The organism is Trichocoleus sp. FACHB-591 (assembly GCF_014695845.1).
Lineage (GTDB): Bacteria > Cyanobacteriota > Cyanobacteriia > FACHB-46 > FACHB-46 > Trichocoleus.
Window position 1 is genome coordinate 171,913 of the sequence record NZ_JACJPA010000078.1, and the last position, 18,734, is coordinate 190,646.

18 protein-coding genes are annotated in these 18,734 nt (G+C 46.0%); 3 read left to right on the forward strand and 15 right to left on the reverse strand.

The window, feature by feature from the left end:
• Positions 1-5: 5 nt before the first annotated feature.
• From H6F90_RS14235 to H6F90_RS14290, 12 genes are all read right to left on the reverse strand, one after another.
• Positions 6-1,475 (reverse strand): sugar transferase, encoded by a 1,470-nt coding sequence (locus H6F90_RS14235; protein ID WP_190553082.1) that lies wholly within the window; start codon positions 1,473-1,475, stop codon positions 6-8.
• A 132-nt stretch (positions 1,476-1,607) separates the two neighbouring features.
• Positions 1,608-2,375: a WecB/TagA/CpsF family glycosyltransferase gene (locus tag H6F90_RS14240; RefSeq protein WP_190553083.1), complete on the reverse strand. Its 768-nt coding sequence runs from the start codon at positions 2,373-2,375 to the stop codon at positions 1,608-1,610.
• A gap of 21 nt (positions 2,376-2,396) precedes the next feature.
• On the reverse strand, positions 2,397-3,599 hold the full coding sequence (locus H6F90_RS14245) for a glycosyltransferase family 4 protein (RefSeq protein ID WP_190553084.1): 1,203 nt from the start codon (positions 3,597-3,599) through the stop codon (positions 2,397-2,399).
• Positions 3,600-3,744: 145 nt separating this feature from the next.
• Positions 3,745-3,927, reverse strand: a complete 183-nt coding sequence (locus tag H6F90_RS14250) for a hypothetical protein (protein WP_190553085.1) — start codon at positions 3,925-3,927, stop codon at positions 3,745-3,747.
• 3 nt (positions 3,928-3,930) lie between these two features.
• On the reverse strand, positions 3,931-4,296 hold the full coding sequence (locus tag H6F90_RS14255) for a hypothetical protein (protein ID WP_190553086.1): 366 nt from the start codon (positions 4,294-4,296) through the stop codon (positions 3,931-3,933).
• Positions 4,297-4,359: 63 nt separating this feature from the next.
• Positions 4,360-4,800: a hypothetical protein gene (locus H6F90_RS14260; protein ID WP_190553087.1), complete on the reverse strand. Its 441-nt coding sequence runs from the start codon at positions 4,798-4,800 to the stop codon at positions 4,360-4,362.
• Between the two features lie 438 nt (positions 4,801-5,238).
• On the reverse strand, positions 5,239-6,120 hold the full coding sequence (locus H6F90_RS14265) for a glycosyltransferase family 2 protein (RefSeq protein ID WP_190553088.1): 882 nt from the start codon (positions 6,118-6,120) through the stop codon (positions 5,239-5,241).
• A gap of 18 nt (positions 6,121-6,138) precedes the next feature.
• Complete coding sequence (locus tag H6F90_RS14270; protein ID WP_190553089.1) at positions 6,139-7,041, reverse strand: glycosyltransferase family 2 protein; 903 nt, start codon at positions 7,039-7,041, stop codon at positions 6,139-6,141.
• A gap of 22 nt (positions 7,042-7,063) precedes the next feature.
• The gene (locus tag H6F90_RS14275) at positions 7,064-8,284 is read right to left on the reverse strand and encodes a glycosyltransferase family 4 protein (protein WP_190553090.1); all 1,221 of its coding nucleotides are present in this window, start codon (positions 8,282-8,284) and stop codon (positions 7,064-7,066) included.
• 128 nt (positions 8,285-8,412) lie between these two features.
• The gene (locus tag H6F90_RS14280) at positions 8,413-9,261 is read right to left on the reverse strand and encodes a bifunctional 2-polyprenyl-6-hydroxyphenol methylase/3-demethylubiquinol 3-O-methyltransferase UbiG (RefSeq protein ID WP_199295917.1); all 849 of its coding nucleotides are present in this window, start codon (positions 9,259-9,261) and stop codon (positions 8,413-8,415) included.
• 77 nt (positions 9,262-9,338) lie between these two features.
• Positions 9,339-10,631, reverse strand: a complete 1,293-nt coding sequence (locus H6F90_RS14285) for an ATP-binding cassette domain-containing protein (protein WP_190553091.1) — start codon at positions 10,629-10,631, stop codon at positions 9,339-9,341.
• Positions 10,632-10,646: 15 nt separating this feature from the next.
• The gene (locus H6F90_RS14290) at positions 10,647-11,477 is read right to left on the reverse strand and encodes an ABC transporter permease (protein WP_190553092.1); all 831 of its coding nucleotides are present in this window, start codon (positions 11,475-11,477) and stop codon (positions 10,647-10,649) included.
• 176 nt (positions 11,478-11,653) lie between these two features.
• Here H6F90_RS14290 and H6F90_RS14295 point away from each other — a divergent pair, with 176 nt between their 5' ends.
• The 3 genes from H6F90_RS14295 to ftsH3 all read left to right on the forward strand — a co-directional run bounded on the left by H6F90_RS14295 (position 11,654) and on the right by ftsH3 (position 15,299).
• A complete protein-coding gene (locus tag H6F90_RS14295) occupies positions 11,654-12,454 on the forward strand; it encodes a hypothetical protein (protein WP_190553093.1) in 801 nt (266 codons plus the stop codon).
• Between the two features lie 96 nt (positions 12,455-12,550).
• On the forward strand, positions 12,551-13,360 hold the full coding sequence (locus H6F90_RS14300) for an aminotransferase class IV (protein WP_190553094.1): 810 nt from the start codon (positions 12,551-12,553) through the stop codon (positions 13,358-13,360).
• 100 nt (positions 13,361-13,460) lie between these two features.
• Entirely contained in the window at positions 13,461-15,299 is a 1,839-nt protein-coding gene (gene ftsH3 / locus H6F90_RS14305) for an ATP-dependent zinc metalloprotease FtsH3 (protein WP_313930268.1), read from the forward strand.
• A 119-nt stretch (positions 15,300-15,418) separates the two neighbouring features.
• On the opposite strand, the gene H6F90_RS30700 is transcribed toward ftsH3, so the two are convergent.
• The 3 genes from H6F90_RS30700 to H6F90_RS14320 form a co-directional block, all read right to left on the reverse strand.
• On the reverse strand, positions 15,419-16,375 hold the full coding sequence (locus tag H6F90_RS30700) for a YsnF/AvaK domain-containing protein (protein WP_190553096.1): 957 nt from the start codon (positions 16,373-16,375) through the stop codon (positions 15,419-15,421).
• 211 nt (positions 16,376-16,586) lie between these two features.
• Positions 16,587-17,570, reverse strand: coding sequence for a DUF2382 domain-containing protein (locus tag H6F90_RS14315; RefSeq protein WP_190553097.1), 984 nt, complete (start codon positions 17,568-17,570; stop codon positions 16,587-16,589).
• Between the two features lie 174 nt (positions 17,571-17,744).
• A complete protein-coding gene (locus H6F90_RS14320) occupies positions 17,745-18,644 on the reverse strand; it encodes a DUF2382 domain-containing protein (RefSeq protein WP_190553098.1) in 900 nt (299 codons plus the stop codon).
• Positions 18,645-18,734 lie beyond the last annotated feature (90 nt).

Sequence of the window (18,734 nt, forward strand, 5' to 3'; positions counted from 1 at the left end):
AGAGTTTAGTAGGCACCTTTACCAAACAAAACAATGCGGCAAGTTTCAACCAAAATGTCGAGGTCGAGGTTGAGCGACCAGTTATCAATGTAGTAAAGATCTAGACGCACCGCATCGCCAAAATCAGCAATGTCAGAGCGTCCCGAAACTTGCCACAATCCCGTAATCCCAGGCAAAACTTGATGTCGGATGTGATGCCAGGTGTCAAAGCGCTGCACGTCTCGGAGGGGTAAGGGACGAGGACCAACCAAGCTCATCTGGCCCAGCAAAACGTTAAAGAGTTGGGGCAATTCATCGATACTCGTGGATCTCAAGAAGCAACCAATGCGAGTAATCCGAGGGTCATGCCTAATTTTGAACATGACTCCGTCATTGATTTCATTGCACGCTTCCAATTGAGCTTGTAATGCTTCAGCATCAGTCACCATCGTGCGGAACTTCCACATATGAAAGACTTTGCCATGCAACCCCATGCGCTCTTGCTGGAAAAAGATGGGACCTCGAGAAGACAGCTTGATCGCGATCGCCACAGTTAGGAATAGAGGTGATAGCACGATCACTCCCACCATAGCTCCGAAAACATCCATCGATCGCTTTAAGCCATAGTCCAGGCTACTTAAGAAACGTGGTTCTACTCGCAGCGTTGGCAAGCCAGCAAAAATTTCGGGCAGACCCCGACGGTGCAACATGTCTACGCTGGAGGGCAACAACCGCAGAGTAATACCGTGACGACGGAGCTGCCAATAAAGGGCTGAGGCGAGAGCGGTATCAGGTAAATTCTCGACTAAAACCTCTTTGGCCTTGGATGCCAAAATAGTTTGTAAAGTCGTCGGGGTATGAGCCGTGGTTGCTAGAGCTGCTCCCACAACTTCGTAATGTGAAGTGTTCTGCCCCTTGAAGTTCAATCGCTGCTCTAATACGTGGGATAGGGTTGCCAGGCGATCGCCTGGAGCAATTAAAAAGACTGGAATTGGAGCTTGGCTTTGCTCAAACTGGCGCAAAATCAAAGTTGTTGAAAGCCGAAACCCAATCACTAACCCAACACTACTGAGCCAAGCTGTAAAGAATAGCGATCGCGGTGGGTCGAGCTTGGGATCATAAAAATAGCTAATCACCAAGGAGAGCAAGTAAACCGTACTCACCAGCTTGCCAGCCCGGAGGTAGTTCTTCCATTGGGTTGCTGAAGAGTACAGCCCCCCGTAGGCAAAAAACAGCAAGGTCGCCGCCGTAAAGAGCCAGAATAAACTTGGTAGACCCAACCAGCTACCCCAATTCAGCGCTGGTGGTATAGGTGAGTAAAATTGGTTGAAATGTGACGCGATCTGCCAAGCCACTCCCAAAGCAAAGATATCACTGAGTAGAAGCGCCAACATTCGGTACCCTTGCCAACCTAGAAGTTGTGACAGATTCAAGTTGCCAGGAGCACGAATATCTAGCTTGGGATTTGTGGAAGCTCTGCCAGAAAAGTCAATCATTGCAGTACAAGCAGATTGCGGAGATGCAGCAGGAAATTGCTTCAGCGATCACCATTTTTGAAGAAATGATGAAGCAGCAACTCCATTAGTATTCCGCAGAATTCATCTAAACCTGACAGTGACAAGCTTCAATTATTTAAGTCGCAGCCAATGTCGCAATAACTGCAAACTGAATAAGACAACAAAAGCAGGATTGTTAATGCAATAACGCTGCCACAAGCGCCTTGGTTCCTGCAAGAACCGATATACCCACTCCAACCCAACTTTCATCATCCAACGCGGTGCTTGAGCTACTTCCCCACTATGGAAACTAAAAGCTGCGCCCACACCAATCATGACAGCAGTAACTTTACCCTGCTGACGCGCCATCCACTCTTCCTGCTTAGGACAACCTAAGCCAACAAAAACAACAGCAGCTCCAGAGTCATTAATCCGTTGAACGTCTGCTAGTTCTTCCTCCAAGGTGAGTGGGCGGAAAGGAGGTGCGTAACTACTTGCGATCGCCAAACCCGGAAATTGCTGAGTCAGATTGTGCCGCAACTTCTCCAACATCGACTCAGTACCACCATATAAATAGATGGGCATTCCCAACTGAGCCGCGCGATCGCACCAAGTCAACATCAAGTCTGGCCCATAAACCCTGGTTTGATCTTTAATTCCTAGCAATCGCAGAGCCCAAACTAACGGCATCCCATCTGGAGTCACTAGAGATGCTCGATTAATAACTTGTTGGTACTGTCGCTGCCAATAAGCCGTCATTACCACATGGACATTGGCGGCAACCACATAGCAAGAGTTTCGAGCTTCAGCCCACGCTTGGATGCGATCGCACGCATCCTCATAACTAGTGGCATCAACACGATTACCTAAAACTACTTCAGTGAGAAGTTTGGGAAGCACTTGCTTTACAAGAGTTCTATCTCATTCATCATGCCCAACTTCTGCGCCGCTGAGGACTTGTTCGTAAACCCGTTCTGTACGTGTAGCAATTTGTTGCCAAGTATAGCGACCTTCTACCTTGCGCTGCCCCGCTAAACCCAGCTCTTCAGCAGTAGCCGGATTGCGAAGTAAATCCCAGATGCGCCTAGCAATCTGGATGGACCCTTGCTCTACCAAATAACCATTCACTCCGTCCTCAATCACCTCAGCAACAGCAGGAATGGCACAGCCAATCACAGGCTTAGCAAAGTTCCAGGCTTCGGTGTAAACACCCCCAAAGCTCTCCTGGGTAGAGGGTACGCACAACAAAGTACAAGCCGCTAAAGCATTGGTTTTCTCCTGTATATCTACCTTGCCTAAGCGGTGAATTCGAGGGTCTGTATTCTGAAAATCACGTTCAGACTGCTTAACTGCTGGTCCAATAAAAACAAAATGAGCGTCAGGAACTTTTTGCCAAACTAAATTAGCCGCATGTAAGACTTGTTGATACCCTTTGTAACGGTAATGCTGCCCTAAAAATAAAACCATCGGGCCTGTAATTTGATGTGTTTGCAGAAATGCAGCAGCATCAGCTTGAGGCGCAAGAATCGGTCCCATACCTGTAACTGCAATCCGCTCCTGCCGAACTCCCAAAGTGATAAGAGTCTGTTTTTCTACCTCTGTCAGAGTAATCACAGCATCTGCAAGTTGGTAAAGCCGAATGTACTGCTGATAGCGCCAGCCTACCCAGCGAGGGTGGTGAACTGGGGTCAAGACAAAGGGAATCTGACGTTGTTGAGCAACACGCCAAGACGCATAACTCAAGCCCTCTCGACCAATACGCACATTATGAATAAGAGCGGCTTCCTGTGCAAAGGGTTGCAAGTTTTGGATGAGCGGTTGAGCCATCGCCGGGAGAGCGACACTCATCCAGGGATAGTACAACGGTAACCAAGGAGCCATTCGCAGCTTTTCTCTCCATGACAGACCCATGCGATGCACAGGAATCTCGTCAATGGCATAGTCCCGACTTTGACTAGGTGCTCGTAATGTCGTGCCTAACAGCCAGTCGGTGCGATTGTAATCCCAGTGGCTGCAAACCTGAATTTGATGGTGACTTTTTAATTGTTGAGCTAGCAAATGTTGATGCAGTTGTGCACCGCCAATGTAGGGCGGATAGGCAGTGAGGGTGTAGAGGAGGTTCATCACCTGGGACTAACCTAATGAAATTGGCTTAGAGATTAGCTCTTAGGCTCTAATATAACGAGATTAGCTCAGCTGGGTTACTGGCATTAATATCTAGGTTGCCAGCAGCAAGAGTATGTTCACCTGGCCTGCTTGACTGGCAAAACTAAGAAACCGGAATGCGGCTGAGAATAGTGAATTCACGCTTGAGTGCATCCTCGTGTTGTTGCCTCGACGCAGTAGCAGATTGAGGGTCGGGTACACGGGATAGAAACGGATAAACTTGAATTTTCCATGGTTGTGTGATACCAAGGTGAATCCAGGTCCACCCCAATTTGAGATAACTCATGCCTCACTCCCAGTGAGCATCGACTTGACGACGCTTGCCTGAAGCAACCACTTGCACAGCCTGGAGCACCAGAAACAGCATCGGTAAGGCAATCACGCCACACAACTGTGAGAGGGCAAACTCGTCCCGCAGCTTGGAGGCTTCCAGATTGAACCCATTGGACTTCAAATCCAAAAATGATTCCTCCACACAAAACCGGAGACGATATTGAGCAAAGGTTTGTACTGTCGTGGGTTCATCGCTAACAATCACCCAGTTCTCATCACTTTGCTGGTCATGGGCAAAGGCAAGATCAACATTGGGATAGGGTTTGGTTTTACCAACCGACACCGATGGGGTGAAATAAGCTTGTCCCGGTTGCAACCGCACTGATGATACCTTGTGCCACTGCCCCTGAAACTGAAAGGAGCGTTTGATGCGGTTGCGAAAATGTCAGCCCAGATTCTCCTTGAGGTACTTCATCAGCTTGCCATCGGCAAAACCCCGCTCTGCCAGCAGGACAATCACTACCGCATCGGGCATGACTCTTGCCGCTTGCCTCAGTACCCGTTGAATCATCCACAACCTCACCGTGCTGCTCGATTGTGCCACGACTTGCCAAGCAACAGGGACAGTTCTGCCTTGATACACCACTCCCACCCAGACGATGCAGAAGCAATTCCACACCACTGTCGTGTCCAGGCTCAGATACAGCCGTTGCTGCCTTCCCCCACTCAACGACCGCCTCACTAGAGCATGATGGGCAGAAATGACATCAATGCGGTGGTTCGACAACCATCGACGAAAGCGCCGTTGATGGGACTGGGCAACTTGAGCCCGACTGATAAGATACACACCAAATCCATTGAGATGAACATTCTGGCTTTGAATCATGCCATACGCCTGTGGCGGGGCGAAGCCCTACATCATCCAGCAAAGGGTTTAGAGGTGGCGAACATCGCGCCATTGAATCTCACGTTGACGTAGAAATTGGGACAGCGCATCATAAAGACGGGAAGTAGGTGACATTGATTCGACTGATTTGTGTGGTTACTTAACAGCCTAAATCATGCTCTGCTTTCCTCCCAGCTTTTGTTTCGTGCCCTCATAGTTTTGTCAGTCAAGCAGGAGTTCGTCTCACCATCTTCTGGCTTAGCCTCTAGCTCACGCTCTGGTTCCAGCCTATCTATTTTTCTCTCCCTTCTCCAGCTATCTTTGCCACTCTAGTTTTTGAGCAAAGAAGCAGCCAATGAATAATTAAATGCAATCCTCCTGTAAAAATTTATGATTCTTGCCTGCATTTGCTTCGTGCCATATAGGACAAAAAAGACATTATTCAAGTGCATCTAGCTTTTGCTGTTTTTTGGGCTGCGAGATAATAAGCCAGCTCCATTTGACTAGCCATTGGATTGATTTCAATGAAAACAGCCCAGCTCCTCGCCAAAAGCCATATTTCTCGGTGTTATAGAAAAATTGAGTTGGACAGTAATAGAGTGACTTCTTATTGAAAAAGAACTGTTTCAAGGCTTGGGACAGAGACGCGTTTGGTTTAACTAGGTTTAAAAAATCTTGGATTTTAGACTTGACTCCACCTGAATGATAGATACGTGCATCTCCCAAAATGCAAGCTGAAAACCCAGCACGCGTTGCCTTCAAAATATACATACTGTCCCCATGATAGTGAGGGAAACGATGTGCGTCAGGCAAGCCAATATTTTCTATGATATGAGTTGAAAAACAAACACAATGTCCACTCATTTCATCAACATCAACAACCTCACTAGGTCTTGCCATTACTGGTCTTCGGCCTTTAGCTCCAGACTCATATAGTGTGTTAGTTTCTAGAACATAGCAAGCTGAACCCGTGATGACTCCTTGGTTCTTACGGCTATGTTCTACTAGTAAACGAAGGGTTGTTTCTTCCGTTATACAGTCATCATTCAGCCAAATGATAAACTCTGCTCCCTTTTGCTGAGCATAGTCCATTCCTTTGCTAATTGCCCCCGTCCACCAGAGATTACCATCTCCCCGCAACAGAATTACGTCGGGATATATTGCTGAAATCGCTGCTCCAGTTCCATCAGTAGAACCATCATCAATCACAATGGCATAGTACCTGTCTAGGTCACCATTTTGCTCTAGATTCTCTAAGCACTTTAAAGTAACTGATTTGCGGTTGTGGGCTGGAATTATAATAAAAACAGGCTTTTTCAAGAAATCTCCACTTTTGAACTAGAGCCAAATCGTATCTTTTATATGCTTTAGTCTTTTAATTAAAGTTAATGGAAGTATCCAACGAATAATTGTAAATAAAACAAGATTGAAATAAACTCGAATAAAAGGAATGATTCCTAGTAATCCGTAAAAGCTTTTACAATAGTTCCAATAGGAAGGTGGATATAAGTTTGATTTTAGAGAAGATAATAGTTTCCAGCGATCGCTCATTGGGATTGAGCTTAATGACCAACCCTCCTCTAAGGGATTAAATTGACATACTGCTGTTGCATTGCCTAATACTGTAAGTTGAAATCCTACCTTTTTTGCCTGCCACGTGTAGACGATATCTGCTAGCGTATGGGGCAATTGTGCACTTGGAGGATAGCCGATTTTATCTACGATTGATCGAGGTAGACAAACTAAGTTTCCACTCATACAATCACATTCAAGCTCTTGTTCTTGAGGGGTATGAATGAGTTTAGTAGAAAAAAAATTTCTAACTTGACCCCCATAGGTCGGATGCTCAAAATTTGATGTGTCATAGCATTGAGCAGTAACTAGTTTATTGAGTCTTTGTGAGCATGCTGCAAGTATTAATGGAATTGTATTCAAAGAAGGAAATGTGTCGTCATTTAGCCAAATGAAATAGTTTGCTCCGCATTCGTAGGCATATTTCATACCTTTGTGAATAGCTCCCGTCCACCACAAGTTACCATCACCCTGAAGGACTGTGATAGTAGGGTAAAGGCTACAGATTGCATCCGCAGTACCATCGGTAGAACCATCATCTACCACAATAACTTTATATCTTTGGAGGTCACCGATAGCCTGGAGATTTTCTAGGCAGGATAATGTAATATTTTTCCGATTATGCACTGGAATGATGATGTAAACACTGCTCTCCTTAGTTTGATTCATAAAAACTGAAAAATTGATAGAATTAATTGTCTAAAATCTTCTCATATAGCTCAATATATCTTTTTGCTTGTAATTCTAACGAGTACTCTTGTAAGGCGATCGCACGGCATTTCTGACTCATATAGTCGCGTAGAGCTTTATCTTCTAACAACTGGATAATGCCATTACAAAAGTCCTCAACATTATTGGGTTCTGCAAGATAACCTGTTTGGCCTGGACGAACTAAATCTGGAATACCGCCCACTTTAAAGGATACTAATGGGGTACCACAGGCCATACTTTCTTGCAGCACTAATCCAAATATGTCTGCTTGTGAGGGAAATACAAAAATATCAGCAGCGGAATATGCGACAGCTTTGATACGATCGCCGCTAATATAACCTAGATTAAAGGTTGGTATATCTACAAGTGATGATATTGTCTCTCCTCCATCTCCTAGAGTAAGCAGAACAGTTGTAGCCTTCACTTGTGCAGGTAGATTTTGAAGCGACTCTAATAAAAGTTTGGTACCTTTACGTGGGTCTTGTAGGTTTTGAGCTCCAAGCATTAAGACTTTTTTATCTAAGGGAATTCCTAATACAGTACGACATTGAATTGGATCGAGAGGTTGGTATGTTTCTATATCAATGCCATGAGGAATATAGTGGATGGGAAAGCGAGCAAGCATACTGCTAGAAATTTGCTCGGCCAACCACTTGCTAGGAGAAACTATAACTAGATTAGAAACTCCGTAAATCCAATTCTTTAGCCACCACTCTAAACGACTGCTGTCCGTTTTAACCTCTGGCATGATACTCAGATCTGGACATTGACCACAACCAATTTTCCAGCGATCGCAGTTATAGCTATAGACACAACGTCCAGTAAAACTCCACATATCGTGCAAAGTCAGTACTGCGAATTTATGTTTAGTAAGTTTGGGAAGCGCTAAGTAATTAAAATAATCACCATGTAAGTTATGAAAGTTGATGATATCAGCTTCCTGATAAAAACTATGTTCTGGGATGCCAAAAGAATTAGTAATGTTTATATAGTTAAGACCCAATCGCCAAGCAAACCGAGAGGTAACGCTTTCAGCGTAGCGTCGGCGTGAGATTGTAGCAACCTCAGCACCACTCGTTTTGGCAACATCAACTAGTAAGCGAGAATGCGCACCTTGAGCTAATAAACCTTGATGTAAACGGTAACCTGCGATCGCAGCCCCGCCAACAATGTCCGATTGATTAATGTGTAAAATATTCATATCATATATAAATAAATTTAACTTTAATTTTGTACTTAGTTTTCGGAATTATTAATCATCAAGAAAAAGTATAAAGTTATGTTTAACTTATCTGCATGCAAACTAATAGTTAATATATCAATTACTCTTTAAAAGAATAATTTTCTCAGGCTATCAACCAAGTCCTTTGTTGATTTAATGAAACGATATCCCCAAGAATTTTCTAGAATAGGGAATAGAGTCTTTGAAAGTAACTCTGTAGATCTAATTGCAAACCAATTAAAAGGTGCTTCGTCAACTTTCCTATATATAGATGCATGACTATTTTGGCAGACAGTGATGAATTCTAATCCCATCATCTTAGCTAAAAGATTAAAGCTATATCTAAGATGAAATGTGCAGGGTAAGTGACATTTAATTACTGGATAAAAGCAATTTGCAATAATTAGAAAACCATTTAATTCAATAGATTTAGCCATTTGAGCTAGCAGTTCTAGGGGATCAGGTACATGTTCAAGAACGTCAGTACTTACAAGACAACCATATCTTTTGTTTAGGGTATTGACAAAGGAAATTTGAGTGTAGTTCGCAGCTTTTATGAGGGCCGATTCGCTAGGGTAAGGCTCATAAACATCTATAACTATATCTTTGTTTTTTTGGGCAATAAAGCGGGCAAGAGTTCCAAAGCCTCCACCATAGTCTAAGACAGTATATATTTCTGAGTTTTGTGTCACCCAATCAGCAATTGCCAAACGGTGTTGAATTGATAAATCATGAGTTTCAATAAATAGGCCATTCAACAACCAGATGGGGTGCCTATAAAAATCAGAAATTTTTCTGGAATCTAATCTGCGGTTGTCACAGCCTAATTCATCCCACACAGAATCCATGAGTTCCCATAGATTCTCAAGTTCGGGAGGCTGATTTTCTAGCCTTTCTAAAAGCTTGCAAACTGCTTTTCTCTCTTTTAAAGAAAGTTCAATTTGTTCTATGTCCATAAAAATGTCGTACTATTAACACCAAATCAAGCCACAAAAACACTACTTTTTCTTACCTAGTTGAGTTCTTGCTCGATTTAATGAGAAATATGCAACCAAGGTAAATCAACAATTACAACTCCAATATTATGATGTCGTTCATACTTTGCGAATGTAGTCCCTGTTTCCAGAATATTAAAGCTAAGCACATGCTCATGAATATCAAACATTTCTATCAAAGGTTTGTGAGCCGCAATTGTTACTAGATATGAGCCAGGCATTAAAAACATCCCTGGGAATTTTATATCGACTTCTCCATCAGGAGTTACAGGCATACTTAACTTCTCAGGAGCATAATCAGATTGGAGAGATGTTAAGACGGGTCTCCCATCGCTAGTATCAATCCTTACGGAAAGCTCTATTTCGTTGAGAGGCACTGTAGATTCATATTGCAACTTTATGAAAAATGGGTGGCGTACATCTATATCTATAGTTGGATGACTGTCATGATTTGTTACCGACACTTTCTTAAAGAAAAATTTTTTAAATCTTCTTACTTCATTGCCATTCTGATAGAGCTGTTTCTCACCCTCGATACAAATTGTCGAGTTCAAATAATTTGCAACAACTGAGTTCACATTACCAAGCTGAAGCATTTCTCCAGAGCTAAGATGTAGAGCCTTGGTACATAGTTGCGTTATTGCTCCCATGTTGTGACTTACAAATAGAATCGTGCGTCCTGCCTTTCCCACATCTTCCATCTTGCCTAGACACTTTTTTTGAAAATCAGCATCGCCCACTGCTAGCACTTCATCAATTACTAATACTTCTGGTTCTAGATAAGCAGCCACGGCAAATGCTAGACGAACATACATTCCAGAGGAGTAGTATTTAACAGGAGTATCTAAAAATTTTTCCACTTCGGCAAAGCCTACAATTTCATCAAATTTTTTTTTAATCTCAGCTTTGCTCATGCCTAGGATTGCACCGTTGAGATATATGTTTTCGCGACCTGTCAATTCTGGATGGAAGCCTGTGCCTACTTCTAGCAAACTGGCAACGCGGCCTTTGATGGAGATGCGACCTTTTGTAGGTTCTGTAATACGGCTGAGGAGTTTTAAGAGCGTGGATTTGCCAGCACCGTTGCGACCGATGATGCCAACGCGATCGCCCTGCTTAATTTCAAAAGCCACATCTTTAAGTGCCCAAAACTCTTCTTTTGTGGGTGAGAGGGGTTGTTGAGCAAAAGGATTGAGAATTCGACGGCTTACAGATTTGGCACCATCAGTAAGCACATCTCGTAAGGCTGTGTAGCGCGATCGCCCCTGCTGCTGATGGCCAATGATATATTTCTTGCCTAAATTTTCAACTCGAATGACCGTATCAGACACACCCGTCATTCCTGCTTAAATTACATCTGCAAATGTACGTTCGGTTTGGCGGAAGTACCAAATGCCAGTTAGTAGCAGTAGCGCAACTAAACCTGTTGAGAGGATAAATCCTGGCCAATACAACTGGGCCTCACCTCCTAAGATTGCCCAACGAAAGCCATCAATAACACCTACCATTGGGTTGATGGAATAAAGCAAACGCCATTGCGGTGGCACGATGCTGCTACTAAAACCAACTGGAGAGATGTAGAGGCCGAACTGCACGATGAACGGCACAATATAGCGGAAGTCGCGGTACTTCACATTCAAAGCTGCTAGCCACAAGCCTGATCCCATTGCAGCAGCAAAGGCTAACAGAATAAATAGCGGCAAAGTTAAGATTCTCCAGTCTGGGACAAAGTTGAACCAGATCATTAAGGCCAGCAAAATCATGCCAGAAATCAGAAAGTCTACGAAGCTGACAATCACGGCACTGGAAGGCACAATCAGCCGAGGAAAGTAGACTTTAGAAATCAGATTGGAATTAACAATGAGGCTATTGCTACATTCCGCTAGAGCGCTTGCAAAGAACTGCCAAGGCAACATCGCGGCAAAGACTAAAATTGGGTAGGGGGCACCGCCAGACGGCAGCTTAGCCAAATTACCAAAAACGATGGTAAACACAATCATCGTGAGAAAGGGACGAATCAAAGCCCAAGCGATCCCAATTACGGTTTGCTTATAACGGACCAGGATGTCTCGCCAAGCCAGGAAGTAAAATAACTCTCGGTATCGCCAGAGATCTTTCCAATACTGACTTTCTGTACGACCTGCTTCAATAATGAGCTCTGGTGGATGGGTACTCATAGGTACTCGCAAAGGGGGCAAACTGAGTAGACAAGCGTGGGGGCGATCGCTCGATATGAATATTAGAATAATTTGATTCTAAGAATGCCCTAGAATTTGGCTCAAGCGATCGCCCTGGCGAGTTTTTCAGTCGCTTAAGAACTGAATCCGGTAGCTGAGGTTGTAATTTAGGACAAATGATGGTGTTTTCTCGGCAAGCCTGGGGCCAGCTAATTGGTCCTTCTCTAGTCGCATTAGCCTGTGCCGCTTTGATTGGGGCTACTCAGCTGCCGCAACTTAAAAAGATTAGTACTAAAACCAGTACTGCTCCTGTAGCAGTTCTACAACAGGAGCTTGCTGCGGAGAAGGTACGCCTCAATCTACTCGAAAAGCTGCCAACGTTTGGATTCAGTAATTTGCTGGCAGATTGGGTGTTTCTAAATTTTCTGCAATATTTTGGCGATGATGAAGCCCGCGAGAAAACTGGTTACGAATTAAGCCCAGAGTATTTCGAAGTTGTTTTAAGCCGTGACCCTTACTTCCTGGATGCTTACTTTTTCCTCTCTGGGAGTACAGCTCTCTATGCAGCAATGCCCGAACGCTCTGTTGCCTTGATGAACCAAGGCCTCAAGCAACTTTCTCCTAAAGCGCCACCAAAGTCATACTATGTTTGGCGCTACAAAGGCATCGATGAACTTTTATTTCTAGGCGATGCTAAAGCAGCTCAGTACTCATTTGCAATGGCAGCAGAGTGGGCTAGTACTTATGCAGATCCAGAGAGCCAAGGTATTGCTACCTTCTCACGGCGAACTTCCCAATTTTTAGCTCGAAACCCTAGAAGCAAATTTGCTCAGGTAGCAGCGTGGTCGCAGGTTTTGGGTAACGCTACGGATGATCGTACTCGTCAAATTGCAGTGAAACGGATTCGTGCCCTAGGCGGAGACATCATCATAGGGCCAGATGGAAGATCAAGGATCAAGTCTCCTGCACGAGATTAGTCAAGATTAGTCAAGCACCTCTAAAACCGTTGCTCCCAGTTCACTCGGAACTGTAAGATTTGTCTGGCTTTTCTCCAACTAGGGTCAGGCTTTTCGGTGCTTAACTCGAATTCGCAATTTTTCTGGTACGCTGGGGAGCTAGTTTGTGCAGGCTCACTGACGTTGCCTGTAGATGAACCGGGGTTGCTCTATGGTGCAACTGTGTTTACGACGTTGCGGGTTTACTCCCAGTCTTTAGAAGCACCGTTAACCAATTGGGCAGGGCACTGTCAGCGGCTGAAGCGGAGTTTGCGATCGCTCGGTTGGCAGATCCCAGATTGGCAACGAGTGCGCCAAGGAGCCGAAGCCTTAGTTCCTTATTTTCCTGTGCTTCGGATTACGCTGTTTCCCGATGGGCGGGAGTGGATTACAGGGCGATCGCTGCCACCAAATTTAGGGGACTGGCAACGGCAAGGAATTGTGGCTTGGTTGGCGGAGTCTTCTCGGTTTCAGCGATCGCTCCCTATACACAAGACAGGTAACTATCTCCCAACTTGGCTAGCTCGGCAAAGGGCCATGCAGAAAGGAGCGCAAGAAGCAATTTTGGTGAATCAGCAGGGGGATTGGCTAGAAACCAGTACAGGCAATCTCTGGGGATGGCTGGATGGCGAGTGGTGGACTCCCCCCCTAAAGGCAGGAATTTTGCCTGGACTGATGCGATCGCAGCTCATTTCCTGGTTGATGAGCCAGAATAGGACAATACGGAAAGAACCTTGGTGTCTAGATTTGGTGATGGAGTTTGAGGCGATCGCCTACTGTAACAGTGTGGTCGAAGTTGTGCCAATCCACGGGATTCTGAGACGCGACTCTCAACTTGCCTACGACCCCTTTCATCAAGGTTTTCAGCAATTGCGGGGGCTTTTCTAGAGCTGACTGTTAACCTGTTTCTGAAATTAGGTTAATATTAGTTAACACAAACAATTTTGAAAAAAGTCCCCGCAACTTACAACTAGGAGGATTGACCTCAGTGAACAAACGGTGGAGAAATGCGGGACTGTACGCGCTTCTAGCAATTGTGGTCGTTGCTTTAGCAACTGCACTTTTTGACAAGCAGCCCCAGAGTCGGGAGACGTGGCGATACAGTCAGTTTATTCAAGAAGTTGAAGGTAATCGAGTAGAAAAAGTTAGCCTCAGCTCCGATCGCTCTAGAGCCTTAGTCACGGCTCAAGACGGTAGCAAGGTACTGGTCAATCTGCCCAGCGATCCTGAGCTGATCGATACGCTAACTAAAAATAATGTTGATATTTCAGTTCTGCCCCAAACCGATGATGGTTTCTGGCTCAAGGCATTGAGCAGCCTATTCTTCCCAGTCTTATTGCTGGTTGGTTTATTCTTCTTGCTGCGTCGGGCTCAGAATGGCCCCGGTAGCCAAGCGATGAATTTTGGTAAATCCAAAGCTAGAGTCCAAATGGAACCTCAAACCCAGGTAACCTTTGGTGACGTGGCAGGGATTGACCAGGCAAAACTAGAACTAAATGAAGTTGTAGATTTCCTCAAAAACGCCGATCGCTTTACTGCGGTTGGAGCCAAGATTCCTAAAGGTGTGCTGCTAGTCGGCCCACCCGGCACAGGTAAAACTCTATTGGCTCGCGCGGTAGCAGGTGAAGCAGGCGTGCCCTTTTTCTCCATCTCTGGTTCTGAGTTCGTGGAGATGTTCGTAGGTGTGGGTGCGTCTCGCGTCCGTGACCTGTTCGAGCAAGCTAAAGCTAATGCTCCCTGTATCGTCTTTATCGATGAAATTGATGCCGTGGGTCGGCAGCGGGGTGCTGGTCTAGGCGGCGGCAACGATGAGCGGGAACAAACCCTCAACCAGTTGCTGACCGAAATGGATGGTTTTGAAGGCAACACTGGCATCATCGTGATTGCTGCTACCAACCGTCCTGATGTATTAGACGCAGCTCTCTTACGTCCGGGTCGTTTTGACCGTCAAGTGGTGGTCGATCGCCCTGATTTTGCGGGTCGTTCAGAAATTTTGCGGGTGCATGCTCGTGGCAAAACCTTAGCGAAGGATGTGGACTTAGACCGGATTGCACGTCGTACTCCTGGGTTTACTGGGGCTGACCTATCTAATCTGCTAAATGAAGCGGCAATTCTAGCGGCTCGTCGTAACTTGACCGAAATTTCGATGGATGAAGTCAACGATGCGATCGATCGCGTCTTGGCAGGTCCAGAGAAGAAGGATCGCGTCATGAGCGAGAAGCGCAAGCAATTGGTGGCTTATCACGAAGCAGGTCACGCGCTGGTTGGTGCCCTCATGCCTGACTATGACCCCGTGCAGAAAATCAGCATCATTCCCCGTGGTCGTGCAGGTGGTCTGACTTGGTTCACTCCTAGCGAAGACCGCATGGACTCCGGTCTCTACAGCCGCTCCTATCTGCAAAACCAGATGGCAGTAGCTTTGGGTGGCCGCATTGCCGAAGAAATCATCTTTGGTGAAGAAGAAGTCACCACTGGTGCAGCCAGCGACTTGCAACAAGTAGCGCGTGTAGCTCGCCAAATGGTAACTCGCTTCGGGATGAGCGATCGCCTCGGTCCTGTCGCCTTGGGCCGCCAGCAAGGCAACATGTTCCTTGGACGCGACATTGCTGCTGAGCGGGATTTCTCGGAAGAAACGGCTGCCACGATTGACGACGAAGTTCGTAACTTAGTCGAACAAGCGTATCGTCGCTCTAAGTCAGTTTTGATCGAAAACCGTCACGTCTTAGATCTGCTAGCAGATATGTTGGTTGAGAAAGAGACGGTGGATGCGGAAGAGCTGCAAGAATTGCTCGGCAACAATGATGTGAAGATTGCAGCGATCGCGTAAATCTAAGCATCGGTCCGAAAAGGTTAACCCTCCTTAAAATTACAGAGTCGAGGTCATCCCTGAAATTCTCAGGTTTGCGCCTCGACTTTTTTTATTGTTTGATTTTTTATGGTTTGAGATTAATGAGCGGCGTATTGCGCCAACCAATTCGCGTAAGTTTCTTGCAAATTCGGATCGGATAGGACGATTTCGACTTGGATTTTTTCGCAGCCGTGACGATGGGTTTTAGCGATCGCATCGAGGAACTGACTCGCTGCACCAGGAGAGGCAAACTCGCCCCGCACCACACCCTGCTGACTATCGGTAGCCATTGCATTGGCTATTTCCACGGCGCTCAAGTCGCCCTGACTCAAATCAATTTCTGCTAATTGCCGATGTTCCGGGCTGATTTGCTCCACAATCAGCTTTTCGCGGCGTACCGGAACTTCCACAATCTGAGTTTCAATGGCTTTGCGAACAATTACTTCACCAATTTTATGCTTGCTACGATCTACAACCAGGCGCTCTTCCAGCAAGCGAATCGCTTCTTCTTCGACTACATGAGGAATCGCTGCATCATTCACGCGATCGGACTCCAGCGAGTTCTGGAGTGGAAGAGGAGTTGAGTTTGCAGTTGGGGTTGAATCAGTGAAACTTTCCATAGGATTTGAAGTTGAATTAGAACTTTGTTGAGAGTTAAGTTGGCTACTGGACTCGAAAGGTAATGTCACAGGTTTAGAGGGTGGCGTTGAAGATGCGGCCCCTCCAGTCGCAGGTAGCGAAGATTCGGGTAGTTGAGCCATCTGCGCTGCGCTCAGGTGAGTCAACACTGAGCGGTTTGGAGAATCAATACTGTGAATAGACTTGCTAGTCAGCAAAACCAGACGAAAGCCCTTATGCGCGTCTGGTAGAGAAACCAAAAACTGAAGCTGGCGGTCGGCTGTAAGCTGCACATCTCGCACTTCACCAACCAACTCACCATGCTGGTCTTTAACAGCAAAGTTCTTCAGCTTGTCACGTACCTTGGTCACCAAAGTATCCAGACGGGCTTGTTTTTTATCAGAGGTGGAGTGATCTGGAAATAGGGAGTTACTCATAAGACACCCGCTTAAATAGTTGCTGGTTAGGGTTGTGTTGGTCGGGTTTGTTCAACCCAATCAACCCCAAAATCTAATGTGATGCAGTAGAAACAGTCGGGTGAAAAAATGCAGGCAGAGCTGAGGTTGCTCTACCTGCACCGTTTGATTAGCGCTTCCATGAGATGAGTCATCCATCTAGGTCATGAGCAAGTCATGAGAAGCGGTTAGTTTAGCGGCGATCGCGAGGAGAGCTGCCTGAGCGGTTATCCCGGATGGGACGACCTTGGGTATCAATGTCTAGTTCTTCGCGACGAATTTGATCTTCTGCGGTGACAGTATCGCGCTCAACTTCCTTGCGAATGTTGACCTGTTCTCTTACAAAAGCTTCCTTATGCACGTCCGCCGTTTCTTCGTAAACTTCCATGCGAGCAATCTCACCTTCGCGGAAGTCAGCGGTGCCTGGCATTACCGAGGTCCCTAGATTAGTCGGGTTGGTCCGCTCAATGACGATTCGTTCGCGCTCAACGGGCACTGCCACTCTAGCCGTTTCAGTTTCGACATGCTTACCAACGGCAACTTCTCCAGCTTTGCGACGATGCTTGTTAGCAACCAATCGCTCTTCATAGAGCTGAATGGTTTGGTGATCCCGCTCATTCATGTTGTAGAGAGCGGGTTCTTGGCGATAATCATAAGCTGGACGAGCACTAGCTGCTGCAGGTCTTTCTACAGGAGCAGACCGCTCGACTGGAGCGGTACTAGCGGTCCGATAGGTAGTGCCTTGAGTGTAAGTGTTTTCTAAAGGCAGGGATGCCTCAAGCGGAGCCGAAGCTTCTAGAGGAGTCGAGGCATCTAAACTGGCAGGCCGATAAACGCCTCGTACGCGCTCTTCGTAGTCGTAATCTACGACTAGATTGTCATGGTACTCTGGCAAGTTTTCTGCTTGTTGCTTGGTTAAGCCGATTGTGTAGATGCGTTGAGCTTGGGGATCGCTCCGAAAACGGCCTACTGGCAGCAAAACCTTTTTGCCAAAAACCCAAAAACCTGTGTCTACAACGAGATAGCGGAAGTGACCTTCGTCATCTACTAAAACGTTGTGAATACTGCCAACTTTCTCATCACTCTCGGTATAGACATCTAGCCCTTTGACATCATTACCATCAAAAAGTTCTTGACGGTAGTTAGGGTAATAATCGTCAAGTTTATAAAGAGCCATAGAGTTGCTCCTAAATGGGTTAATAGTAGCGATCGCCTCATTTCGCTTCATGAGTTCTCTGGGAAAGAGGCGATCGCGAGAAGTACTGAAAAGTGCAGGCAGGTTAACCCTCCCTGCACTTTGTAGACTAAATCTGATTAACGGCCTAGCAGAGGCCTAAAGATTCAGGATGGTCTAGCGGCGATCGCGATTGGTGGTGCCTTTGTCGATGATGCCGCGGCCTGCATCGTCAATGTCTAACTCTTCACGGCGGATCTGCTCTTCAGCAGTTACCGTCTCATGATCCACTTCCTTACGGATGTTGACCTGCTCGCGTACAAAGGCTTCCTTATGTACGTCAGCTCTTTCTTCATAGAGATCGACGTGAGCTACAGTGCCTTCTTGGAAAGCTGCATCCCCAGGAGCAATAGGAGTACCTGCCCCAGTTGGAGTGGTGCGCTCAATCACGATTCGCTCTTTCTCTACAGGTACGGAAACTCGAGCAGTTTCAGTTTCAACGTGCTTACCAACTGTTACTTCCCCAGTCTTCTGGCGCTGTTTGTTAGTGATCAAGCGCTCTTCGTATAACCGTAGAGTTTGATGGTCACGCTCGTTCATGTCATATAGCGCAGCATCTTGCTTATAGTCGTAGGTATCGCGGTTAAAAGGTACCTTGCCCGCAGTGCTAGCAGTGGTAGCGGTGCTAGCAGCAGTGCTGGCAGTGCCAGTTGTACCTGTTGCCGTCGGGCGATAGACTCCCCGAACGTTTTCTTCGTAGTCCTGATCGATTTTGAGTTCGTCAGTGAACTCTGGCAAGTTTTCGACTTGTTCCTTAGTCAAGGTGCTGACGTTAACGCGACGCTGCGTGTAGTCGATTTGAGCCAAGCCAATGGGAAGCAATACTTTCTTACCTAGTACCCAAAAGCCGGTATCAACGACGAGATAGCGGAACTTACCATCACGCTCATCTACTAAAACGTCTTTGACTGAGCCAACCTTGTCATTTTGGGCATAAACATCTAAAGATTTGATGTCATCGCCGTTGTTATGATCTTTGTAATCTGGGTAATAGCTTTCAAGTTTTGTGAGAGCCATAGGGTGCTCCTAAGTAATGTTTAAAACGACTTCCATTCACCCACCAGATTAGAAAGATAATAGCTAAGCTGCATCTCCCAGATGGCTGAC